Source organism: Leifsonia sp. RCC_180 (assembly GCF_058138205.1).
In genome coordinates this window covers 2,267,217-2,289,171 of record NZ_CP200340.1, presented here as the reverse complement: position 1 = coordinate 2,289,171, position 21,955 = coordinate 2,267,217, and the positions used below count along the sequence as shown (strand labels likewise).

The following is a 21,955-nucleotide window of genomic DNA, read 5'->3' as shown; positions in this document are numbered from 1 at the left end:
CAACAAAGGAGAGAAGCACACATGTCACGTGCAGTAGGAATCGACCTCGGAACCACCAACTCCGTCGTCTCGGTGCTCGAGGGTGGAGAGCCCACGGTCATCGCGAACGCGGAGGGCTTCCGCACCACCCCGTCGGTGGTCGCCTTCACCAAGGATGGCGAGGTTCTCGTCGGCGAGACCGCCAAGCGCCAGGCGGTGACCAACGTCGACCGCACCATCTCGTCGGTGAAGCGCCACATGGGCACCACGTGGACCACCGACATCGACGGCAAGAAGTACACGGCCCAGGAGATCTCGGCCCGCATCCTGCAGAAGCTCAAGCGCGACGCGGAGCAGTACCTCGGCGACACCGTCACCGACGCCGTCATCACCGTCCCGGCGTACTTCAACGACGCCGAGCGTCAGGCCACCAAGGAGGCCGGCGAGATCGCGGGCCTCAACGTGCTCCGCATCATCAACGAGCCCACCGCCGCGGCCCTCGCGTACGGCCTCGACAAGGGCAAGGAGGACGAGCTCATCCTCGTCTTCGACCTCGGTGGCGGAACGTTCGACGTCTCCCTGCTCGAGGTGGGCAAGGACGACGACTTCTCGACCATCCAGGTGCGTTCGACCGCCGGCGACAACCGCCTCGGCGGCGACGACTGGGACCAGCGCATCGTCGACTGGCTGATCAAGCGCTTCAAGGACAGCACGGGCGTCGACGTCTCGAAGGACAAGATCGCCCTGCAGCGCCTCAAGGAGGCTGCGGAGCAGGCCAAGAAGGAGCTGTCGTCGAGCATGTCGACCAGCATCCAGCTGCCCTACCTCTCGCTGACCGAGAACGGCCCGGCCAACCTCGACGAGTCGCTCACCCGCGCCCAGTTCGAGCAGATGACCAGCGACCTCCTCGATCGCACCAAGAAGCCCTTCCAGGACGTCATCCGCGAGGCCGGCATCAAGGTGTCCGACATCGCGCACGTCGTGCTGGTCGGCGGATCGACCCGCATGCCGGCCGTCTCCGAGCTCGTGAAGCAGGAGACCGGCGGCAAGGAGCCCAACAAGGGCGTGAACCCGGACGAGGTCGTCGCCGTCGGCGCAGCCCTCCAGGCCGGTGTCCTCAAGGGCGAGCGCAAGGACGTCCTCCTCATCGACGTCACCCCGCTGTCCCTCGGCATCGAGACCAAGGGCGGGATCATGACCAAGCTCATCGAGCGCAACACGGCCATCCCCACCAAGCGCAGCGAGACCTTCACCACGGCCGACGACAACCAGCCGTCCGTCGCGATCCAGGTCTTCCAGGGCGAGCGCGAGTTCACCCGCGACAACAAGCCGCTCGGCACCTTCGAGCTGACCGGTATCGCCCCTGCCCCCCGCGGCATCCCGCAGATCGAGGTCACCTTCGACATCGACGCCAACGGCATCGTGCACGTGTCCGCGAAGGACAAGGGCACCGGCAAGGAGCAGTCGATGACGATCACCGGCGGGTCGAGCCTGCCGAAGGACGACATCGACCGCATGGTGCGCGAGGCCGAGGAGCACGCGGCCGAGGACAAGAAGCGTCGCGAGTCCGCCGAGACCCGCAACCAGGCCGAGCAGCTCGTCTACTCGATCGAGAAGCTGATCAAGGACAACGAGGACAAGCTCCCGGAGGACGTCAAGAACGAGGTCCAGGGCGACGTGGACGGTCTGAAGGCGGCGCTCGCGGGCGACGACGACGAGGCCGTGAAGTCGGCCTTCGAGAAGCTGAACGCCAGCCAGGGCAAGCTCGGCGAGGCGATCTACTCTTCGGCTCAGGCGTCGGAGGCTCCGGCCGCTGACGCGAGTGAGGGTCAGCCCTCGGGCGAGTCGTCCTCCGACGACGAGGACGTCATCGACGCCGAGGTCGTCGAGGACGAGGAGAAGAAGTAACCATGTCGGACCAGAACGGCGGCTCCCAGGAGCCAGAACGCGAGGAGCCGATCATCCGCCCTGTACCCGATCAAGGAACGGAGCGGAGGATCGACCCCGAGACCGGGAAGGTCCGGCAGCCCGACCCCGAGCCGGCAGCCGACGACGATGAGCACGGCGACGAGCACGACCTCGCCCACGAGGAGCTCGTCGACGTCGGCCCCGCCGAGGGCGATGACGACGGGACCGTCCTCAGCGATGACGACCTCGACATCCTCTCAGGGCAGACGACCGGTGAGGCACTCGCCGCCGAACGGCTCGCCGACCTCCAGCGGGTGACCGCCGAGTACGCGAACTACCGCAAGCGCACGGAGGCGAACCGCGAGATCGAACGCGAACGCGCCGTGGGCGATGCGGTGAAGGGCCTGATCCCCGTGCTCGACGACCTCGAGCGCGCCGAGAAGCACGGCGACCTGGGCGAGGGCAGCGCGTTCACGACCATCGCGGCGAAGCTCCGCGCGGCCGTCGAGCGTCTGGGCCTCATCCCGTACGGCGAGAAGGGCGAGCCCTTCGACCCGCAGATCCACGAGGCGATCTTCCAGCAGCCGACCCCCGGCGTGACGGCGGACACCGTCGCCGAAGTGGTCGAGACCGGCTACCGGCTGGGCTCCACCACCGTGCGGGTGGCGAAGGTCGTCGTCGCGGTGCCGGCCTGATCCGGCGAAACGGCGCAGGACACGGAACGGAGCGGCGGGGAGCATTCTCGCCGCTCCGTTCGGCCCGCACCCGCAGATTTCATGCAGACTTCAGTCACGATCTACACACAGTGAGAGGAGGCGCCCGTGGCTAGCCAGGACTGGTTCGACAAGGACTTCTACAAGGTGCTTGGCGTCTCCAAGGATGTCAGCGACGCGGACCTCAAGAAGACGTACCGCAAGCTGGCACGCAAGTATCACCCGGACTCCAACCCCGGCGACGCTGCCGCGGAGGCGAAGTTCAAGGAGATCAGCGAGGCCTACTCGGTGCTCAGCGACGCCGAGGAGCGCAAGGAGTACGACCAGATCCGCGCCATGGGAACCGGCGCACGCTTCACGGCGCCCGGCTCGGGTGCGCAGGGCGGTTTCGACGACGTCTTCGGCGGGATGTTCGGCCAGGGCGCCGCGGGCGGCCAGCGGTACACCTTCCAGCAGGGCGGCGAGTTCGACGACGTCTTCGGCGGCCTGTTCGGCAACGGCCGGTTCGGTACCACTACCGGCGGCTACCGCGGGTACGGCGGCCCGACACGCGGACGCGACGTGACCGCCCACACCACCATCGACTTCGTCACGGCGACCCGCGGCGAGACCATCACGCTGCAGGCGTCCGACGGCAAGCCGATCAAGGTGAAGATCCCCGCGGGGGTCTCGGACGGCCAGAAGATCAAGCTTCGCGGCAAAGGCCAGCCGAGCCCTGACGGCGGTGAGCCCGGCGACATCGTCCTGACCGTCACCGTGCGCAAGCACCCCGTCTTCGAGCGCGACGGCCTCAACCTCCGGGTCAACGTCCCCGTCACGTTCGCAGAGGCAGCGCTCGGCGCGACCATCGAGGTCCCCACCCTCGGCGGAGACCCCGTCAAGCTCCGGGTCGCCCCCGGAACCCCGAGCGGCCGGGTCCTGCGCGTCAAGGGCCGCGGCGTCGAGACCAGCAAAGGCACCGGCGACCTCCTCGCCGTGGTGCAGGTCGCCGTGCCGTCGCACCTGTCCGGCGAGGCCAAGGAGGCGCTCGAGGCGTTCGCCGCGAGGCTGCCCGACGAGAACCCGCGCGACGACATCCTGGCCAAGGCCCGGAGCTGACATGGACGAGCACAGCCAGGTCTTCGTGATCTCGATCGCGGCAGAGCTCGCGGGCATGCACCCGCAGACGCTCCGCCAGTACGACCGGCTCGGACTCGTCAGCCCCAGCCGGACCGCCGGCAAGTCGCGCCGCTACTCGATGCGCGACATCGAGAAGCTGCAGGAGATCGCCCGCCTCGGCTCCGAGGGCGTCAGCCTGGAGGGGATCCGCCGCATCCTGGAGCTCGAAGACCAGGTCGGCGAACTGCGCGGCCGCGTCCGCGAGCTGGAGTCGGCGCTCGCCGACGAGCTCCTCAACCGCCCGGGCCGTCGCGTCTTCGCGGCCGGCTCCGAGGGCGAGGTCGTGTCGATGCGGGCCGGAACCCGCATCCGCCGGAGTAACCAGCTCGTGGTCTGGCGCCCGCTGGAGCGCTAGAGCGAGGAGACCCCCTGGCCGACGTAGAGGGTGTTCTGGATGTTGTGCGCCTCCTCCGCGGCGATGTCGCTGTCGATCCCTGAGCGCACCTCCCGCATCAGCTTGTGCAGTTCGGCGTGCTTCTCGGGCAGCCGGGCGTGGCCGGTGCTGTCCCACAGATTCGAGACGGGGAGGGTGTCGCCGGCCTCGACCGCGAGCGTCCACTCCTCGGTGGTGGCGACCGCGGCGAACTCCGACTGCATCGTCACCAGCACGCTGCGGTGCAGCGCGTCGGCGGAGATGGCACCCGCCTCGTTGACCAGGTCGAGCGTCCCGGTCGCGTCGGACAGGAACTCGACGGTGAACCCCAGCTCGGCCGCATCGCGTGCCGTGCCCGCGCAGCAGTGCTGCGTCATGTAGCCGGCGATGGTCACCGTGTCGACGCCTGCCGAGCGCAGCCACTGCTCCAGGTCGGTGCCGGGGAACGCCGACACGCTGGTCTTGCTGATCACGTGCGCGGGCGTCCGGTCGGCGATCGAGGAGTGCAGCGCCGCGCCGTCGGACCCGCGGGCGAAGACCGGAGCGCCCTCGTCCTCGATGTGCTGCACGACGACGACGGGCACGCCGTGGTCGTCGGCCGCATCCCACGCCACCTCGATGTTGGGGATGGAGGTCATCAGGTCCGGGAAGCAGATCTTCAGGTTCCCGGTCACGTACTCGTTCTGCAGGTCGACGACGATCAGCGCGCGCTTCATGGGTGAACTCTAGCCATCACTGCAAGGACCGCCCGGTTCAGAGCCAGACGACCAGCGATCGCGGCAGGGACGGCCGCCTTGGACGTCGTCGGGCGAACATCCACTCGAGGAGCGCGGAGAGGGAGAACCGACGCGCGGCGACGGGGAACGCGACCACGACGACGGAGAGGGCGACCATCACCGGGTACTCCCAGATGAGCTGGTCCGACGACCAGTAGAGCAGCAGGGTGAGGATGGACATCACGGCTGCCGCCCGGGTGAGGATGCCGAGAACGAGTGCCACGCCGAGTCCCGCCTCCAGGAGGGGGATCGCGAAACCGAAGAATCCGGAGGCCGGTTGCATCACGTTCGATGCGAACCAGTGGAAGTAGCCGGGGACACGCGTGTTGGTGGCCGCGCCGTTCGCGACGAGCAGGATGTCCGCCCCGCCGAATCCGGAGCGCACCTTGATCGCCGCTTCGTTCAGCCACAGGCCGCCGAGCGCGACCCTCGCCGCACCGACCAGGATCGGCGCGGCGAGTTCGCGAGCGGTCATGACAGGGGCGCGGCGCCGAAGACCGCCTTCGCCTTGTCGCAGTGGACGACCACGTAGGCGAAGCCGGCGGTGTCGACGCCGCCGAGCGAGATCTTCTGCGACGCGGTGTCGAACGACACGCCCTTGATCTCCTTGCCGGCCGTGACGGTCGCCTCGTCCGTGCCGTTCGCGAGGTAGACGTGCAGGTCGGGGCCTTCGTCCGACGAGAATCCGCTCAGCACCAGGTTGCCGTCCTGGAAACTGACGGTGCCGGCGACCTTCTTGCCGTTGAGCCCGGCGAAGGTGCCCGTCCGGTCGTCGGTCTTCGTGGTCGGCGCACTCGACGAGGTGGCCGCAGACGGCGAACTCGTGTCGGCCGTGGAGGGTGCGCTGCAGGCGGTCAGCGAGAGGGACAGGGCGACGATGGCCGCGCCGGCGAAGAAGGTTTTGCGCATGGGGTTCACTCCTTGGTGTTTCGATGGATGCCGAGGGGACTCACGGTCACGTCGGCGACACTGAAGTTATCGAGGGCCCGGCGCAGGGCGAGGCGGTTCTTTCCAGCCCGTAAGAAACGCCCGACCGGCGGGCCTCGCAGGAGAGGGTCATGGAGTGATCGAAGAGCGTGCGCCAGTGGCGATGATCGTCGAGGACGACCCGAACGTCCTCGGCGTGGTCGGTGACTACCTGCGGTCGGATGGCTTCGCGGTCGTCGCGCATGCCGACGGCGCGAACGCGATCCGGGCGCTCCGAGCATCCCTTCCCGATGTCCTGGTGCTCGATCGCATGCTGCCCGGCTACAGCGGCGACGAGGTCTGCCGGGAAGCGCGTGCGGTCGCGCCGGCGCTTCCGATCATCATGCTGACCGCGCTCGGCGGCACCGACGACCGCATCGACGGATTGGAGCGGGGCGCCGACGACTACCTCTCGAAACCGTTCGCACTCCGGGAACTCGTGCTGCGGGTGAACGCGCTGATCCGGCGCAGTCGCGGCGGTACCGCAGCCGCAGCCTCGGTGGTGCGCGGGCCGTTCCGGCTCGATCCCGCTCGCCGCCGGGCGTGGTCGGGAGGGCAAGAGCTGGTTCTCGCCCCGAGGGAGTACGACCTGCTGCTCTATTTCGTCCGGAACCCCGACCGGATCATCAGCCGTGAGGAGGTTCTCCGCGAAGTGTGGGACTGGAACGCCGGCGAGGCGTCGACGGTCACCGTCCACGTGCGCCGGCTCCGCGAGAAGATCGAGGAGGACCCGAACTCTCCCTGCTTCCTCCTGACCGAGTGGGGCGCCGGCTACCGTTTCGCCGCCGGGGCGGTGGAGCTGTGCTGACCTTCGCCGACCTGCAGCTCATCGCGCTCACGACCCTGTCGTGCACGGCCATCGCGAACCTGGTGGCGATCGTCGTCCTGCGGAAGTGGCGTGGCGCATCCATCGCCTCACGGTTCGCGGTGGTCGTGGTTGCCGCCGTCGCCGCGATTGCGGGATCGACGATCGCGATCGCCGCGGAGATGTACTTCTCGCACCACGACCTGACGGTGCTGCTGTGGGTCGTGAGCGTCTCGTCGGTCCTCAGCCTGCTGGCCGCCTGGATCGTCGGACGGCAGCTCCGGCACTCGGCACGTCTTCTCGGCGACTCGGCCCGCCGGGTCGGCGACGGCGAGGTGATCGAGGCCGGCGTCCACGCAGGGCGCGAACTGACGGAGGTCTCCCTGCGTCTCGCGGAGGCGTCCGAGCGGCTGGCGGCAACGCGCTCGGAGCTCGAACGGCTGGATGCGAGCCGCCGCTCCTTCTTCGCGTGGATCTCCCACGACCTGCGGACGCCGCTCACCGGCGTGCAGGCGCTGGCGGAGGCGCTGGACGATGGTCTGGCACCGGACCCGGCCGACTACATCCGGCGGATCCGCCAGGAGGCGCACTCCATGTCCCGCCTGGTGAACGACCTGTTCGAGCTCTCCAGTCTGCAGGGCGGCGGCTTGCGGCCGCGGCGCGAGGCCGTCGCGGTGATGGACCTCGTGTCCGACGCCGTGTCCGAGGTGCGTCAGACGGCGCCGGCCGGCGTCAGCGTCATCCACGGCGAGGTCGCCGGCGGTGAAGCCTGGGTCGACCCGCATCTCCTCAGCCGCGTGGTCGTGAACCTGGTGGCCAACGCCGTGCGTCATGCGCCGCAGGGGTCTGCGGTGGTCGTCTCGGCGACGAGGGACGATTCGCTGCTTCGGCTGAGCGTCCTCGACGAGGGATGCGGTGTCCCGCCGGAGGATCTCGAGCGGATGTTCGAGGTGGGCTGGCGAGGCGACGTCGCGCGGTCGCCGCGGGCACAGGCCGACGCGTGGACCGGAGCGGGCCTGGGGCTCGCCATCGTCCGCGCGATCGCCGAAGCCCACGGCGGAACGGCGCGGGCCGAGCACTCCACGTCCGGGTTCGAGGTGTCGGTGACCCTGCCTGTGGCGACCCCTCGTGAGCTGATCGGCGTCACCCCTGCGAGGACGGTCTAGGCTCTATCTCGGCCGAACCGCCCACAAGGCGAGCTGTCGGCCGCGCGATGAAGCACACCGAGTCCCACGAGGAAGCGACGATGAGAGCCCTGTTCAAGAGCGAGGCCGCACCCGGCCTCGAACTGGTCGACGTACCCGAGCCCGAGATGGGCCCCGAGGATGTCCGGATCCGCGTCTTGCGAACCGGCATCTGCGGCACCGACCTGCACATCCAGCGCTGGGACGACTGGGCGGCGTCGGCCGTGAAGGCCCCGCTCATCCCCGGCCACGAGTTCTTCGGCGAAGTCGTCGAGGTCGGCCCGCTCGTGCACGACGTGGAGGTCGGCGACCTGGTCTCCGGCGAGGGACACATCGTCTGCGGCACCTGCCGCAACTGCCGCGCCGGCCGCCGCCAGATGTGCATCCGCACGAAGGGCGTTGGCGTGCAGCGCGACGGCGCCTTCGCCGAGCAGCTCGTCCTCCCCGCCACCAACGTCTGGGTGCACCACAGCGCGATCGAGCCCGAGGTCGGCGCGCTGTTCGACCCACTCGGCAACGCCGTGCACACCGCTCTCGCGTTCCCGGTCGTCGGCGAGGATGTGCTCGTCACCGGCTGCGGACCCATCGGCCTGATGGCGATCGCCGTCGCCCGCCACGTCGGCGCGCGGTTCATCGTCGGCACCGACATCAGCGCGCAGCGACTGGAGCTCGCCCGGGGGATGGGCGCCGACTTCACCGTGGACGTCTCGACGCACGACATCCACGAAGCGCAGAGGGCGCTCGGGATGCGCGAGGGCTTCGACGTCGGCTTCGAGATGAGCGGCGCGCCGACCGCCCTGCCGTCGATGATCGAGAACATGAACCACGGCGGCCGGATCGCCATGCTGGGGCTGCCGTCGTCGCAGATCGCGGTGGACTGGGGCATCGTCGTCACCCACATGCTGACGCTGAAGGGCATCTACGGACGCGAGATGTTCGAGACGTGGAACGCGATGGGCGCCATGCTCCAGACCTCCGCCGCGCTTCACGACGCGATCGCGTCGATCGTCTCCGACCGCTTCCCCGCGCGGGAGTGGGAGAAGGGCTTCGCCGCGGCAGCGGCCGCAGGCGGCGGCAAGGTCATCCTCGACTGGACGGAGGTCTAGACATGTACGGGCAATTCCGCGACGCGCTCGCGACGCAGCTGGACGAGATCGATGCGGCCGGGCTCACGAAGCGTGAGCGCAGCATCCACGGTCCGCAGTCGGCGCTGATCACCGCCGACGGGCGCGAGGTGCTCAACTTCTGCGCCAACAACTATCTCGGCCTGGCCGACCACCCGGCCCTGCGGGACGCGGCGAAGACCGCGCTCGACGACTGGGGCTACGGGATGGCGTCGGTGCGGTTCATCTGTGGCACGCAGGAGCAGCACCTGGAGCTCGAGCGGCGGGTGTCGCGCTTCCTCGGCACGGAGGCGACCATCCTGTTCTCCTCGTGCTTCGACGCCAACGGCGGCGTCTTCGAGACGCTGTTCACGGCAGAGGACGCGATCGTCTCCGACGCCCTGAACCACGCCTCCATCATCGACGGGATCCGGCTGTCGAAGGCGCAGCGCTATCGCTACAAGAACCGCGACATGGCCGATCTGCGCGCACAGCTGGAGGCCGCCCGGGATGCGGGCGCGCGCTTCACGGTCATCGTCACCGACGGCGTCTTCTCGATGGACGGGTACATCGCCCCGCTCGCCGAGATCTGCGACCTCGCCGACGAGTTCGGTGCCCTCGTGTTCGTCGACGACTCGCACGCCGTCGGCTTCGTCGGCGAGCACGGACGGGGCACGCCGGAGTTCTGCGGTGTCGCCGACCGCGTCGACATCTACACCGGCACCTTCGGCAAGGCGCTCGGCGGGGCCTCCGGCGGCTACGTCTCCAGCCACCGCGAGGTCGTGGACCTGCTGCGCCAGCGCTCGCGGCCGTACCTGTTCTCGAACACGCTCGCGCCCTCCATCGTCGCGGGGACGCTCGCCGCACTGGACCTGCTGGAGCAGTCGGACCACCTGCGGGCGCAGCTCGTCGCCAACGCGGAGCTGTTCCGCCGGCTCATGACGGAGGCGGGCTTCGAATTGCTGCCGGGCGCGCATCCCATCGTCCCGGTCATGTTCGGGGATGCGGCGCTCACCGCCCGCATGGCGGACGAGATGCAGCGCCAGGGCGTTTATGTGACGGCGTTCTCGTACCCGGTGGTGCCGAAGGGCGGCGCGCGCATCCGGGTGCAGCTGTCGGCGGCGCACACGGAGGACGAGATCCGTCGCTGCGTGGACGCGTTCATCGCGTCGCGCGAGACCGTCGCCGCCTAGCGCAAGGAGGGCTACTCGGTGAGCGATGCGGCCCGGCGGGCCGAAGCACCGCGCCGGGCGAAGAAGAGGCCCAGCGCGATCAGCAGGAACACCGCGAGCGCGGACAGGTCGATGATCGCGAGGGTCCCGGCGACGACCGCCGCCTGCGTCGCCCCGCAGGCCCGCGCCGATTGATCCGGTGCGCACAGGAAGCGGTCGCCTGCCCCAGTGGCCCCCGAGCGCAGCCAGGAGCCGATCAGCTGGTTGTAACCCGTCGCCAACCCCTTCACCAGGGTCGGTCCCGAGTGCCCTTCGTTCGGCACCGCCCAGTACGTGACCTTCCAGCCCGCGTTCTCGGCAGCGGTGGCCGTGTCCTCGACCTGCGGACGGAACTTCGCGTCCTCCTGCCCGGCGACGAAGATTCCCACCGTCGGTTGCGGGTAGTCGCGCGACGCCAGCACATTCGCGGGCCAGGTCTTCTCGTACGCCACCTGGTCGCCGCCGAAGTACCGGTCGCGGGTCACGGTCGGCCGGTACTCGCCGGGCTTGTCCGGTCCCGACACGTCGATCACCGCACCCCACGTCTCAGGATGCTCGGCGCCGAGGTACGCGGCGCACTCGCCGCCGTGCGAGAAGCCGGCGATGACGCGCTGCGCCCGGTCGCGCGGTGCGGGGAGTGAGGCGTCGATCCAGGCGGGGACGTCCTGCGACAGGTAGGTGTCGAGGTTCCCGGCGGAGGTGTCGGCGCAGGGCGGGTTCTTGTCGTTCGCCCCGAGCTGGTCGACGACGAGCACGAACGGCGCCTGGTTGAGGCGGTCGTCTCCGAGGCTGTGCAGAGCGTCCAGCGTGGCCCCGAGAGTCGGGTTGCCGGGCTGGCCCATCATCATCTCGACGACGGGGCGCGTCCCCGACGGGTCGCGCAGCCATCCCGGGGGCACGAACAGATGGGCGTCGCGCGCCTCGAATCCGGAGGCGGCCGGCGAGATGTGCACGGCCAGCTGGTAGCCCTCGGCCAGGGTCTTCTCGGTGACCGGGATGCTGCGGCCCGCAATGGTCGCGTGCGCGAATCCCGGGACGAGCCCGACCACGATGGCGGCAATAGTCAGCACGGCTGCCACCGCCGCGACCGCGAGGCGGGCGGCCCTGCGACCACTCGACTGCAGCACGTCACCGATCGCGAGCGGCACCACGGTCGCGGCGAGGACCAGCACGAACCATCCCGGACCAACCAGGTCGGGGCGCGGGAGCGCGGCGACGCCGGCCACGACAAGAGCGAGCCCGACGACCTGACCGGCGATCACCGCGACCACGGTCGGCCCCGCGCGGAACCTCCAGGCGCGGCGAACGAAGCGGTAAGCGGGGTACGCACCCACCAGCACGAGGGCGGCGGCGAGCCAGGTGAGCGCGGGCATCGTCGTTCAGTCTACGGACGGCTCGCGCGCAGCATGCAGTCAGGGGGACTAGCGTGTTTCGCGTGAGGGAGGCGCGATGATCGTCGACAACGCTGTGTACGTGGACGGCATCCGCACCGAACCGCCGTCGCTGGAGGAGACCAGCGAGACGGTGCGCGACCGCGGAGGTTTCGCGTGGATCGGTCTGTACCGCCCGACCCGGGAGGAGCTGGGCGCCGTCGCGAAGGAGTTCGAGCTCCCGTCGCTGGCGGTGGAGGACGCGCTCGCGGGCCATCAGCGTCCGAAGGTCGAGAGATACGGCTCGATGCTGTTCGTGGTGCTGCGCCCGGCGAGCTACCTGGATGAGACCGAGAAGGTCGAATTCGGCGAGGTCCACCTGTTCCTCGGCGAGGACTTCGTGATCACGGTCCGGCACTTCGAGACGCCGGACCTCGCCCGCGTCCGGCACCGCCTCGAGGGCGACTCCCCGCTGCTCGCGCACGGCCCGGTGGCGGCGCTCTACGGCGTCCTGGACGAGATCGTCGACGAGTACGCGCCGGTGGTCGCCGGCCTCGAGAACGACATCGACGAGATCGAGGACCAGCTGTTCTCCGGCGACCGGGGCGTGTCGCGGCGCATCTTCGAGCTGTCGACCGAGGTCATGCAGTTCCAGCGCGCGGTCGACCCGCTCCGGGAGGTGATGAGCAGCCTCCGCGAGGGGCTGCTTTCGAAGGACGCCGACGAGGACCTGCGCGACGCCTTCCGCGATGTCGAGGACCACGTCATCCGCGTCACCGAGCGGGCGGACGGGTTCCGGCAGATCCTGCAGAACGCCCTCACCGTGCACAGCACCCTGGTCGGTCAGCAGCAGAACGACGAGGTGAAGAAGATCTCCGGATGGGCCGCGATCCTCTTCGCGCCGACGCTCGTCGGCACCATCTACGGCATGAACTTCCGGGTGATGCCTGAGCTGCACTGGGCATTCGGCTACCCCTTCGCGTTGCTGCTCATGGTCGCGATGGGCGTGGGGCTCTACTTCGTGTTCAAGCGCAAAGGGTGGATCTAGGTCGACGTCGCCGCGCCCTCTGGTTGACTGGAGGCGTGTCCTCCGCAGCGCCCGGCTTTCCGTATGAGCGGCTTCGTCGGTGGCCGGATGTCGAAGCGCCGAATCTGTTCGCCTCCGATGCCGCAGACCGGCTCATCGCCGACCTCGCCGGCGACGCGGTGCGGACGGCGGGGCTCGTCGTCATCGGGGATGCCTACGGTGCGCTGACCCTCGCCGCGGCGGACCGGGGAGCGGGAGGCATCCGAGTCCACCAGGATCCGCTCACCGCCGAGCGCGCCCTCGACGCCAACGCGGCCGCCCTCGAAGCCGCCACCCCCGAAGCCTTCACCCACCACCCCCTCGACGACTCCCTCGTCCGCAACGCGCACACCGTTCTCCTCCGGCTTCCCAGGAGCCTCGACGCCCTCGCAGAGATCGCGACCCTGATCGCCGAGCACGCCCACCCGGACGTCGTGGTCTACGCCGGCGGGATGCTGAAGCACATGACGACCGCCATGAACGCCGTGCTCGGTGAGGTGTTCGGCTCTGTGGAGGCGTCCCTTGCGCGGCAGAAGGCGCGCGTCCTCATCGCCCGGGAACCGCATCCCGCCGCGGCGACGGTCCTCGACCGCTGGCCCGAGCGCGCGCAGGACGCCGAGACGGGGCTGTGGGTGTGCGCGCACGGCGCCGCGTTCGCGGGCACCTCGATCGACATCGGCACGCGATTCCTGCTCGGCGTGCTCGACGAGGCGGTGCCGGATGCGCGCACCGCCGTCGACCTCGGCTGCGGGACGGGCGTGCTCGCGTCGGCGCTCGCCGTGGGCCGTCCGCACGTCCGTGTCACCGCGACCGACCAGTCGGCTGCGGCTGTGGCGTCCGCGGCCGCGACGGCTTCCGCGAACGGCGTCGCCGACCGGGTGACCGTCGTCCGCGACGACGGCCTCGCCTCCCAGACCGACGCGTCGGCCGAGCTCATCGTGCTCAACCCGCCGTTCCACATCGGCAGCGCGGTGCACACGGGCATCGCCCACCGGCTGTTCGCCGACGCGGGGCGGGTGCTGGGGCCCGGCGGTGAACTGTGGACGGTGTGGAACTCGCACCTCGGCTACCGCGCGGCCCTCGAGCGGGCCGTCGGCCCGACCCGTCAGATCGCGCGGAACCCGAAGTTCACGGTCACCGCGTCGCGCAAGCGAGCGCGCTGACAGCGACCGGCCTGACCGCGTCCCCTCACGTCCCGAGCACCTGCTGCACGCCTGAGACGACCATCCCGTCCGCTCCGAGCCGCAGAGACTTATCGGCGGCAGCCCGCGAGGGCACGATGTGTGCCAGCACCGGTTTTCCACTGTTCGTGAAGGTGCGCCAGGCGTCCTCGCCGCCGTTGTAGTCGAGTCCGAGCCAGGTCCAGCGGTCCTGGGTGGAGGGGAGCAGCGTCGGGTCGGCCGAGACCTCCGCTCCGTAGTAGTACCCCCAGGTGGCGAAGCCGCGGCCGCGCGCATCTACTGGCCAGGCCTGTGCGGTGCAGTAGCCCTTGGCGACGAACGTGTTGGTGGGATGCTCGACCTTCGCCATGAGCGCGAACAGCTCCCCGAGGTGCTCGGTGGGCACCACTTTGGGGTCGACGAAGATGGTGTGGCTGCGCGCGTACGCGGCCACGAGCTGCTCGAACCGGAGGTATGGCTGCGGCGGCTGCCGGGGGTCGTCGGTCTCCGCCGCGGTGATGCGGTACCGCTGCACCTCTTTCCAGGTGTGGTCGGCGGCGACGAACCCGGACGTCCCGGACGTGCGGTCGAGCGTCTCGTCGTGGAGCCCGAACCAGACGCCGTCGGAGGTGCGGGCCAGCGAGATCTCGAGGGCGTTCACGCCGAGGGCGACCGAATTGCGGTACGCCTCCATCGACATCTCGGGCCAGTCGCGCGAGCCGCCGCGGTGGGCGACGGTGAAGCCGGGACGCTTCAGCAGCCGGTCGACGAGAAGTCCGTCCTCCGGCCCGTCGAGCAGGCGCGGGATCAGGTAGGCGCCGCCTCCCGCGATGGCCGCGGCACCGAGCACGCCGCCGGCGATGCCGCCGATGAGCGCACGCCGAGAGATGCGACGGCCGCCGGGCGCGGCGGTGTCCTGGGGCTCGGGCATGGGCAACCCTAGTCATCCTTACCGCGTTCTTTCAAGCGACCCGGTCGGGGGGTGGACGGGATGGTGCGGTCCTGCTCGACCGACCTCTTCCGCCGCTGACTCGCCGCTACGCAACGCTTTCCGGGGCTGAACGAGCAGAATCGCAACCGAATCCGTCGTAACGTGCTTGTTCTCTGGGCCGGATGTTGCTAACGTCCCCCTGTTGCACATCGACGTCGCGCCTCGCGCCGCCGAGCCGCGACCCTCGAAGCCAGGAGAGCAATGACGCAGACAAGTTCCCGGCCGGACGCCCCGCACGGAGCCGGCGCCGAGCACCCCCGGGGAGAGCGCGACCACGCGCTCGCGGCCGACGGCGTGAGCGCCGCCGGATCCATCGTGATGGCCGTCGCGGGCAGTGCGCCCGCGTACTCGATCGCCGCGACGACGGCGACTCTCGTGGGTGCGGCCGCTCTCGGCGCCCCCGCCGCGCTGCTCTGGTGCGGCATCCCGATGCTCGGCATCGCGTGGGCGTTCCTCTACCTCGGCCGGCTGGACGTGAACGCCGGCGCCGCCTACTCGTGGGTTGCGCGGGCGCTGCATCCCATCCTCGGATTCCTCTCCGGCTGGGCGCTCGTCATCTCCGCGACGATCTTCATGGTGGCGGGAGCGCTGCCCGCCGGCGCGATGACGGTCACCCTGTTCGCGCCGGAGCAGGCGGACAACGTCCCGCTGATCACCGGCGTCGGCGCCCTCTGGTTCCTGGTGATGGCGGCCTGCGTGCTCTTCGGTGTGCACGTGACCGCCCGCGCGCAGTGGATCATGTCGGTGATCGAGGTCGGCATCCTGATCCTCTTCGCCGTGCTGATGATCGTCCGGGCGGCGACGTCCGCCCACGCCGGTCCGTCGTTCTCGTGGGACTGGCTGGGCTTCCAGCACCTCACCGGGCAGGGCGTCTTCGTCTCCGCCGCACTGATCGCCGCCTTCTACTTCTGGGGTTGGGATGTCGCGGCGAACCTCAACGAGGAGACCAAGGACGGCCACAAGAACGCAGGCTCTGCCGGCATCATCGGCGTGATCATCGTCTTCCTGCTGTTCGAGATCTTCACCATCGCGACGCTCGTCATCCTCCCGGCGAAGACGATCGAAGCGAACAGCGCCAACGTGCTCTCGGTCCTGGGCGACGCCGTGTGGCCCGGCATCGGCGGCAAGATCCTGGTCGTCGCGGTCGCGCTGTCGACGATCGCCACGCTGGAGACGACGCTCATCCAGGTCACCCGGACGCTGTTCTCGATGGGACGCGACAACACCATCCCGAAGGCGTTCGGCCGCATCCACCCGAAGTGGAAGACGCCGGCGTTCGCCACCCTGGTCGTCGTGGGCGTCTCGATCGTGCTCTTCGTCGGCTCGAACTTCATCGGCAACGTCGGCGACATCATGGGCAACGCCATCGCGTCGATCGGCATCCAGATCGCGTTCTATTACACGCTCGCCGGGCTCGCCGTCGTGGTCGCCTACCGCCGGGTGCTGCTGAAGTCGGTCAAGAACTTCATCTTGATCGGGCTGTGGCCGGCCGTCGGGGCGATCTTCATGGGCGTGATCTTCGTGGTCGGCATCGTGCAGAACTTCCAGGACGACGCCATCGTGGTCAACGTGCTGGGGCTCGGCCTGATCGTGCTGGGCATCGTGCCGATCGCCCTCTTCTACCGCAAGGCGCGCGGCTACTACACGCGCCGCCCGCTGGAACTGCCCGAGGAACTCGACGCCGAGGCCCCGGCCAACATCGACGACCGCGACCCGTCCGCCCGCTGACCCCGCGGGTCAGGCGGGGACGAGGGCAGCGCGGGAGCGTGGACGGATGCTCAGGGCGAGAGCTGCCGCCACGAGGGCGGCGACCGCGATCGTCCACCCGGCCGCGAGGAACATACCGTCGGGCCGCACGATCGACTGACCGGCCAGCGCTTGCGCGGTGACGAGCCCGACGACCGCGGCGTACGCGGCGGTGGCGATCACGACGAGACGCGTGCGCACCCGGTCGTCGGCGAGCGGACGCCAGTGGCGCCCCAGCCACCCCAGCAGCACTGCGAACAGCGGCAGGAGCTGCAGGGCGTGCATCCCGATGAAGTGAGGGATGCGCAGGTCGCCTCCGACCGTGCTCCAGCCGAGGACCGGCAGGCCCGGTCCGCCGTCGGCCAGGCCGACCGTGTGCGCGCCGGCGATGCCGCGGAAGTCGGCCAGCTGCGCGGCCGTCGGTCCGGTCATCAGGTACGCGAGCCCCATCCCGACGAGTGCGATGACCGCGCCCGCCCGGACGGCGAGCGTCGTCGAGCGCGTGCCGAGGCGGAGGAAGAACACGGCGAACGTCGTGAGGAAAGTGCACACGTAGAGCGTCGTGATGGATACCGCCATGACGCCCCAGATCGCGCTCGCAGCGGGCGTGGACACGTTGAAGTGACTCGTCGTTCCGGCCGCAGCGGCGCCGACGATGAGCACCTGCTCCACGATGAGGGCGACGGCGACCACCGTTCCTGCGGCGTGCGCCACGCGACGCCAGCGGGGGAGGTGCGCGATCAGCCACGCCCAGGTGACGCTGTAGAGCAGGATCGACAGGGAGAACTTGAGCGGTTTGGCCCAGACGTCGAGTCCGGTGACCTGTCGCGGGTCGACCACCAGACCGACGAGGCAGACGATCGTGCTGACGAGCATGAGGGCGGCCACCGTCATCAGCGGACGGTGCCAGGCGAAGACGGTCTTCATGAGCTTCTTCTTTCTTCGGTGACGACGGCCTGCGCCATGCGCCGCAGGCCGAGCGCGAGGGAGTCGCCGAGCACGGTGCCGATCACCATGAGCTCGGTCATCCGGGAGGGGTCCGGGAGCACCGCGACGGCACCGAGGTCCGCCTCCGCGTGGATGCGCGCAGCGGCCGCGTAGCGGTCGAGGTAGTCGTCGGGGAGCGGGAAGCCCGAGTTGGCGAAGGCGTCCACGACCCGTGCCGCGATCTCGCGACCGACGTTGTCCTCGCAGCCGGTCCATCCGGCTCGGGCGGCGACCGCATCCACGCGTTCGAGGGATGCGACGGTCGGGTCCGCGAGAGGAACGGCGGACCGGGAGAGCGCCTGCTGCGCGACGTCGAAGGTGTGCGCGATCGGCGCTCCTGGCTCGTCGAGCGCGTCGAGCACATTCTTGACGGACGCGATCGACAGCTTGCCGATCTCTAGCATCGCCCGGATCAGCCGCAGCCGGCGCTCGTGCTCCTCGCCGTACAACGTCCGGTTGCCTCCGACGCGCTCGCCCGCGGGCAGCAGCCCTTCGCGCACGTAGTACTTGATCGTGGCGGTCGGGGTGTCGGAGCGTTCGGCGAGTTCAGTGATGAGCACGCGGTGATAGTAGCACTACCGGTAGTGCCGCTACCAGTGCCTACATCTTCTCGTGCCCGCGCCTCGATGGCGAGTCCAACAGCGAGAGGATGAACAGCAGCGCGAGCAGGGCGAAGATGCTGAGCGCCCCGATCAGGTCACTCCAGCTGAACGGGATGAGCTCACCGTCGATCGAGAGGACGAACACTGTCTCGACCACGCCGAACGCGATGAAGAACAGGCCGAGCAGCACGCGAGTCGTGCGCACGTTCCGGCCGCGCCGGTGCACCTCCACGCGGCGCAGCTCGACCATCAGGGTCAGCAGCAGCAGCGGAAGCACCTGGGCGAGCGTCGCGGCTGTCTGGCTGTCCATGAGCACCACGCGCACGTCGGCCGGATCCACCATGGCCACAGGCTACCGCGTCCACGAATTCTGCCGAGGATCCGGGAATTCCCTCTCCCTTTTCAAAGTTGAGCCTAGTAGACTCAAGTTTGCCCACAGAGAAATGGGAAGGGAACCACATGGCGAACATGCAGGGCGCACCCTCCACGCAGGAGGAGGCGAAGAGCGCTCTCGAACAATACGGCGTGAACCTCACGGAGATCGCCAAGAGCGGCAAGCTCGACCCGGTCATCGGGCGGGATGCCGAGATCCGGCGCGTCAGCCAGGTGCTGACCCGTCGTACCAAGAACAACCCCGTGCTCATCGGCGAGCCCGGCGTCGGCAAGACGGCTGTCGTCGAAGGCCTCGCCCAGCGCATCGTCGCGGGGGACGTGGCCGACTCCCTCAAGGGGAAGCAGCTGGTCGCCCTCGACCTGTCCGCCCTGGTCGCCGGCGCCATGTACCGGGGCCAGTTCGAGGAACGGCTGAAGGCCGTCCTCAAGGAGATCAACGACGCCGAAGGCCAGATCATCACCTTCGTGGACGAGCTCCACATCCTGATGGGGGCAGGCGGCGGCGAAGGTTCGGTGGCGGCCTCCAACATGCTGAAGCCCATGCTCGCGCGTGGAGAGCTGCGCCTGATCGGTGCGACCACGCTCAACGAGTACCGCGAATTCATCGAGAAGGATGCGGCCCTCGAGCGCCGCTTCCAGCAGGTCTACGTCGGCGAGCCGTCGGTCGAGGACACCGTGGCGATCCTCCGTGGGCTCAAGGGCCGCTACGAGGCGCACCACGGCGTGACCATCGAGGACTCGGCGCTGGTCGCCGCGGCATCCCTCTCGAACCGCTACATCACCGCGCGTCAGCTTCCGGACAAGGCCATCGACCTGATCGACGAAGCCGCCTCGCGCCTCAAGATGGAGATCGACTCCGCGCCGGTCGAGATCGACACACTGCAGCGCCAGGTCGAGCGGATGAAGCTGGAGGAGTTCGCCCTCAAGAAGGAGAAGGACGAGGCCAGCAAGCAGCGCCTCGAAGAGCTGCGCCAGCGGCTGCACGAACAGGAGAGCACCCTCGAAGAGCTGCAGGAGCGGTGGCGTGCCGAGAAGGCGTCGCTGAACCGCGTCGGCGCGCTGCGCTCGCAGCTGGAGGAGGCCAAGACCCGGCGCGACCTCGCACTGCGCGACGGCCGGTACCAGGAGGCGTCCCGGATCGAGTACGAGACCATTCCGGGCATCGAGCGGGAGCTGGCGGAGGCCGAGCAGGCCGAGACCACGCACCCGCGCATGGTCAACGAGCAGGTCACGGCCGACGACATCGCCGCGGTGGTGGCGGCGTGGACGGGCATCCCCGTCGACCGCCTCACCCAGGGCGAGACCGAGAAGCTGCTGCACCTCGAGCAGGAGCTCGGGCGCCGCATCATCGGCCAGAAGAAGGCCGTGCAGGCGGTGTCGGATGCGGTCCGCCGCACCCGGGCGGGCATCTCCGACCCCGGTCGCCCGACGGGCTCGTTCCTGTTCCTCGGCCCGACCGGTGTCGGCAAGACGGAGCTCGCGAAGGCCCTCGCCGGGTTCCTGTTCGACGACGAGAAGGCCATGGTGCGCATCGACATGAGCGAGTACGGCGAGAAGTTCTCCGTCTCGCGTCTGGTCGGTGCGCCTCCCGGCTACGTCGGCTACGAGCAGGGCGGCCAGCTGACCGAGGCCGTGCGCCGGCGTCCGTACTCGGTGATCCTCCTCGACGAGGTCGAGAAGGCGCACCCGGAGGTGTTCGACGTGCTGCTGCAGGTGCTCGACGACGGACGCCTGACCGACGGCCAGGGCCGGACGGTCGACTTCCGCAACGCGATCCTCATCCTCACCTCGAACCTCGGCAGCCAGTTCCTCGTCGACCCGACGCTGAACCCGACCGAGCGCGAGGAGGCGGTGCTGCAGCAGGTGCGACAGGCGTTCAAGCCGGAGTTCGTGAACCGGCTGGATGACATCGTCGTCTTCTCGACGCTGACCCAGGAGGAACTGGGCGAGATCGTCGAGCTGGGCATCGACCGGTTGATGCAGCGGCTCACCGAGCGGCGGCTGGAGCTGGCGGTCACCCCGGATGCGCGGGCGTGGCTCGCGGAGCGCGGGTACGACCCGATCTACGGCGCCCGGCCGCTGCGCCGGCTCATGCAGCGCGAGATCGAGGACCGGCTGGCGACCGAGCTGCTCGCCGGGGAGGTGCGCGACGGCGACCTGGTGCGCGTCGACCTCGATCGCGAGGCCGACCACCTCACCGTGGAGCCCGTGCGCGACTGACGCGCGACTGACGGCAGTACGGCGAAGGGCGCCCTCCGTGACGGAGGGCGCCCTTCGTGCGCGTAGGCTCGGATCATGCGTGCTGCTGTCATCCACGGAGAGCGCGATGTGCGCCTCGAAGACGTCCCCACCCCCACCCTCTACACCGGCTCCGGCTCTGATGGTCTCGATGCCATCGTCCGCGTGGTCGCCGCCTGCGTCTGCGGCAGCGATCTGTGGCCGTACCGGGGAGTGACTCCGACGAACGAGCCGCGCCGGATCGGCCACGAGTTCGTCGGCGTTGTCGAGGAGGTCGGTGCCAACGTCACCACCATCAAGCCCGGCGACTTCGTCATCGCGCCGTTCTACGACTGCGACATGACCTGCGTGAACTGCCGCAACGGCGTCAGCACGTCGTGCCTGCACGGCGGCTGGTGGGGTGCGGACGACCGCATCGGCGGCTTCGCCGACGGCGGTCAGGGCGAGTTCGTCCGCGTGCCGCACGCCGACGGGTCGCTCGTGGCGACGCCCGAGTACCCGCGTGCGGAGCTCATCCCGAGCCTGCTGACGCTGTCGGATGTGATGGGCACCGGGCACCACGCCGCCGTCTCGGCCGGGGTGACCCAGGGCAGCACCGTGGTCGTCGTCGGTGACGGCGCGGTCGGCCTCTGCGCGGTGCTCGCCTCGGCGCGGCTGGGCGCGTCGCGCATCGTCGCGATGTCGCGCCACGAAACCCGGCAGGCGCTCGCCCGCGAGTTCGGTGCCACCGACATCGTCGCCGAGCGCGGGGATGCGGGCGTGGCCGCCGTCAAGGAACTGCTCGACGGGATCGGCGCCGACTGCGTGCTCGAAGCCGTCGGCACCAAGGAGTCGATGGACCAGGCGATCCGGTCCGCTCGCCCGGGCGGCATGGTCGGGTACGTCGGTGTGCCGAACGGCGGCCCGGAGCTCCCCGTCCGGCCCCTGTTCCAGAGCAACATCGGCGTGAACGGCGGCGTCGCCCCGGTTCGCAACTACGTCGAGGACCTGCTGCAGGATGTGTGGTCCGGCGCGATCGAGCCCGGCCGGGTCTTCGACCTGGAGGTGCCGCTGACGGACATCGCCGAGGCCTACGCCGCGATGGATGAGCGCCGCGCGATCAAGACCCTGGTGCGCCCCTGACGGTCCGCAGGCCCGTCAACGACTGAAGGAGATTCGAACAGTTTTCGTTCGAATCTCCTTCAGTACTGCCAATCGAAGGAGATTCGGGCCCGATTCTCCTTCGT

The 21,955-nt window shown here is 69.5% G+C and carries 21 protein-coding genes; 13 read left to right on the top strand and 8 right to left on the bottom strand.

Features of this window, described 5'->3' with window-relative positions; all coding sequences use genetic code 11:
* Positions 1-21: 21 nt before the first annotated feature.
* From dnaK to AB7E03_RS11280, 4 genes are all read left to right on the top strand, one after another.
* Entirely contained in the window at positions 22-1,887 is a 1,866-nt protein-coding gene (gene dnaK / locus AB7E03_RS11295) for a molecular chaperone DnaK (RefSeq protein ID WP_441780753.1), read from the top strand.
* A gap of 2 nt (positions 1,888-1,889) precedes the next feature.
* The gene (locus AB7E03_RS11290; RefSeq protein ID WP_489941500.1) at positions 1,890-2,582 is read left to right on the top strand and encodes a nucleotide exchange factor GrpE; all 693 of its coding nucleotides are present in this window, start codon (positions 1,890-1,892) and stop codon (positions 2,580-2,582) included.
* Positions 2,583-2,708: 126 nt separating this feature from the next.
* The gene (locus AB7E03_RS11285; RefSeq protein WP_489941499.1) at positions 2,709-3,698 is read left to right on the top strand and encodes a DnaJ C-terminal domain-containing protein; all 990 of its coding nucleotides are present in this window, start codon (positions 2,709-2,711) and stop codon (positions 3,696-3,698) included.
* Between the two features lies 1 nt (position 3,699).
* Positions 3,700-4,113, top strand: a complete 414-nt coding sequence (locus AB7E03_RS11280) for a heat shock protein transcriptional repressor HspR (protein ID WP_441780756.1) — start codon at positions 3,700-3,702, stop codon at positions 4,111-4,113.
* Here AB7E03_RS11280 and AB7E03_RS11275 read toward each other — a convergent pair.
* From AB7E03_RS11275 to AB7E03_RS11265, 3 genes are read right to left on the bottom strand one after another with little or no spacing between them, the layout of a single operon-like run.
* On the bottom strand, positions 4,110-4,847 hold the full coding sequence (locus AB7E03_RS11275) for a cysteine hydrolase family protein (protein ID WP_489941498.1): 738 nt from the start codon (positions 4,845-4,847) through the stop codon (positions 4,110-4,112). The two genes, AB7E03_RS11280 and AB7E03_RS11275, sit on opposite strands and share 4 nt — an antisense overlap.
* Before the next feature lie 37 nt (positions 4,848-4,884).
* Complete coding sequence (locus AB7E03_RS11270; RefSeq protein WP_489941497.1) at positions 4,885-5,382, bottom strand: DoxX family membrane protein; 498 nt, start codon at positions 5,380-5,382, stop codon at positions 4,885-4,887.
* Positions 5,379-5,816: a DM13 domain-containing protein gene (locus tag AB7E03_RS11265; protein WP_489941496.1), complete on the bottom strand. Its 438-nt coding sequence runs from the start codon at positions 5,814-5,816 to the stop codon at positions 5,379-5,381. Before AB7E03_RS11265 ends, AB7E03_RS11270 begins: the two co-directional genes overlap by 4 nt.
* 154 nt (positions 5,817-5,970) lie before the next feature.
* Here AB7E03_RS11265 and AB7E03_RS11260 point away from each other — a divergent pair, with 154 nt between their 5' ends.
* From AB7E03_RS11260 to AB7E03_RS11245, 4 genes are all read left to right on the top strand, one after another.
* A complete protein-coding gene (locus AB7E03_RS11260) occupies positions 5,971-6,681 on the top strand; it encodes a response regulator transcription factor (protein ID WP_489941495.1) in 711 nt (236 codons plus the stop codon).
* Positions 6,675-7,844: a sensor histidine kinase gene (locus AB7E03_RS11255; RefSeq protein WP_489941494.1), complete on the top strand. Its 1,170-nt coding sequence runs from the start codon at positions 6,675-6,677 to the stop codon at positions 7,842-7,844. The genes AB7E03_RS11260 and AB7E03_RS11255 overlap by 7 nt, the downstream gene beginning before the upstream one ends.
* An 80-nt stretch (positions 7,845-7,924) precedes the next feature.
* Positions 7,925-8,968 (top strand): L-threonine 3-dehydrogenase, encoded by a 1,044-nt coding sequence (tdh, locus tag AB7E03_RS11250; protein ID WP_489941493.1) that lies wholly within the window; start codon positions 7,925-7,927, stop codon positions 8,966-8,968.
* A gap of 2 nt (positions 8,969-8,970) precedes the next feature.
* The gene (locus AB7E03_RS11245; RefSeq protein ID WP_489941492.1) at positions 8,971-10,158 is read left to right on the top strand and encodes a glycine C-acetyltransferase; all 1,188 of its coding nucleotides are present in this window, start codon (positions 8,971-8,973) and stop codon (positions 10,156-10,158) included.
* An 11-nt stretch (positions 10,159-10,169) separates the two neighbouring features.
* Here AB7E03_RS11245 and AB7E03_RS11240 read toward each other — a convergent pair whose 3' ends face one another.
* Entirely contained in the window at positions 10,170-11,549 is a 1,380-nt protein-coding gene (locus AB7E03_RS11240) for an alpha/beta hydrolase (protein ID WP_489941491.1), read from the bottom strand.
* Positions 11,550-11,625: 76 nt separating this feature from the next.
* On the opposite strand from AB7E03_RS11240, the gene corA reads away from it, so the two are divergent.
* Together corA and AB7E03_RS11230 are read left to right on the top strand one after the other, a co-directional pair.
* Positions 11,626-12,594: a magnesium/cobalt transporter CorA gene (gene corA, locus AB7E03_RS11235; protein WP_489941490.1), complete on the top strand. Its 969-nt coding sequence runs from the start codon at positions 11,626-11,628 to the stop codon at positions 12,592-12,594.
* Between the two features lie 35 nt (positions 12,595-12,629).
* Complete coding sequence (locus tag AB7E03_RS11230) at positions 12,630-13,775, top strand: class I SAM-dependent methyltransferase (protein ID WP_489941489.1); 1,146 nt, start codon at positions 12,630-12,632, stop codon at positions 13,773-13,775.
* Between the two features lie 25 nt (positions 13,776-13,800).
* Here the strand turns inward: AB7E03_RS11230 and AB7E03_RS11225 are convergent, their stop codons facing one another.
* Positions 13,801-14,703 (bottom strand): glycerophosphodiester phosphodiesterase, encoded by a 903-nt coding sequence (locus AB7E03_RS11225; protein WP_489941488.1) that lies wholly within the window; start codon positions 14,701-14,703, stop codon positions 13,801-13,803.
* Positions 14,704-14,964: 261 nt separating this feature from the next.
* Here AB7E03_RS11225 and AB7E03_RS11220 point away from each other — a divergent pair, with 261 nt between their 5' ends.
* Complete coding sequence (locus tag AB7E03_RS11220; protein ID WP_489941487.1) at positions 14,965-16,491, top strand: APC family permease; 1,527 nt, start codon at positions 14,965-14,967, stop codon at positions 16,489-16,491.
* Between the two features lie 9 nt (positions 16,492-16,500).
* Here AB7E03_RS11220 and AB7E03_RS11215 read toward each other — a convergent pair whose 3' ends face one another.
* The 3 genes from AB7E03_RS11215 to AB7E03_RS11205 are packed head-to-tail and all read right to left on the bottom strand — an operon-like array spanning position 16,501 to position 18,441.
* Positions 16,501-17,436, bottom strand: a complete 936-nt coding sequence (locus AB7E03_RS11215) for a hypothetical protein (protein ID WP_489941486.1) — start codon at positions 17,434-17,436, stop codon at positions 16,501-16,503.
* Positions 17,433-18,056, bottom strand: a complete 624-nt coding sequence (locus AB7E03_RS11210; RefSeq protein WP_489941485.1) for a MerR family transcriptional regulator — start codon at positions 18,054-18,056, stop codon at positions 17,433-17,435. Before AB7E03_RS11210 ends, AB7E03_RS11215 begins: the two co-directional genes overlap by 4 nt.
* Positions 18,057-18,096: 40 nt before the next feature.
* Positions 18,097-18,441, bottom strand: a complete 345-nt coding sequence (locus AB7E03_RS11205; RefSeq protein ID WP_489941484.1) for a hypothetical protein — start codon at positions 18,439-18,441, stop codon at positions 18,097-18,099.
* Between the two features lie 116 nt (positions 18,442-18,557).
* Between AB7E03_RS11205 and AB7E03_RS11200 the strand changes: the two genes are divergently transcribed.
* Positions 18,558-20,711 (top strand): ATP-dependent Clp protease ATP-binding subunit, encoded by a 2,154-nt coding sequence (locus AB7E03_RS11200; protein WP_489941483.1) that lies wholly within the window; start codon positions 18,558-18,560, stop codon positions 20,709-20,711.
* A gap of 75 nt (positions 20,712-20,786) precedes the next feature.
* A complete protein-coding gene (locus tag AB7E03_RS11195; protein ID WP_489941482.1) occupies positions 20,787-21,851 on the top strand; it encodes a zinc-dependent alcohol dehydrogenase family protein in 1,065 nt (354 codons plus the stop codon).
* The last annotated feature ends 104 nt before the right edge of the window (positions 21,852-21,955 follow it).

Excerpts from the sequence above, each read along its gene's own strand:
- dnaK (WP_441780753.1), top strand. The coding sequence starts at position 22 with ATGTCACGTGCAGTAGGAATCGACCTCGGAACCACCAACTCCGTCGTC.
- AB7E03_RS11290 (WP_489941500.1), top strand. The coding sequence starts at position 1,890 with ATGTCGGACCAGAACGGCGGCTCCCAGGAGCCAGAACGCGAGGAGCCG.
- AB7E03_RS11280 (WP_441780756.1), top strand. The coding sequence starts at position 3,700 with ATGGACGAGCACAGCCAGGTCTTCGTGATCTCGATCGCGGCAGAGCTC.
- AB7E03_RS11275 (WP_489941498.1), bottom strand. The coding sequence starts at position 4,847 with ATGAAGCGCGCGCTGATCGTCGTCGACCTGCAGAACGAGTACGTGACC.
- AB7E03_RS11270 (WP_489941497.1), bottom strand. The coding sequence starts at position 5,382 with ATGACCGCTCGCGAACTCGCCGCGCCGATCCTGGTCGGTGCGGCGAGG.
- AB7E03_RS11265 (WP_489941496.1), bottom strand. The coding sequence starts at position 5,816 with ATGCGCAAAACCTTCTTCGCCGGCGCGGCCATCGTCGCCCTGTCCCTC.
- tdh (WP_489941493.1), top strand. The coding sequence starts at position 7,925 with ATGAGAGCCCTGTTCAAGAGCGAGGCCGCACCCGGCCTCGAACTGGTC.
- AB7E03_RS11245 (WP_489941492.1), top strand. The coding sequence starts at position 8,971 with ATGTACGGGCAATTCCGCGACGCGCTCGCGACGCAGCTGGACGAGATC.
- AB7E03_RS11240 (WP_489941491.1), bottom strand. The coding sequence starts at position 11,549 with ATGCCCGCGCTCACCTGGCTCGCCGCCGCCCTCGTGCTGGTGGGTGCG.
- corA (WP_489941490.1), top strand. The coding sequence starts at position 11,626 with ATGATCGTCGACAACGCTGTGTACGTGGACGGCATCCGCACCGAACCG.
- AB7E03_RS11225 (WP_489941488.1), bottom strand. The coding sequence starts at position 14,703 with ATGCCCGAGCCCCAGGACACCGCCGCGCCCGGCGGCCGTCGCATCTCT.
- AB7E03_RS11220 (WP_489941487.1), top strand. The coding sequence starts at position 14,965 with ATGACGCAGACAAGTTCCCGGCCGGACGCCCCGCACGGAGCCGGCGCC.
- AB7E03_RS11215 (WP_489941486.1), bottom strand. The coding sequence starts at position 17,436 with ATGAAGACCGTCTTCGCCTGGCACCGTCCGCTGATGACGGTGGCCGCC.
- AB7E03_RS11205 (WP_489941484.1), bottom strand. The coding sequence starts at position 18,441 with ATGGTGGATCCGGCCGACGTGCGCGTGGTGCTCATGGACAGCCAGACA.
- AB7E03_RS11200 (WP_489941483.1), top strand. The coding sequence starts at position 18,558 with ATGGCGAACATGCAGGGCGCACCCTCCACGCAGGAGGAGGCGAAGAGC.
- AB7E03_RS11195 (WP_489941482.1), top strand. The coding sequence starts at position 20,787 with ATGCGTGCTGCTGTCATCCACGGAGAGCGCGATGTGCGCCTCGAAGAC.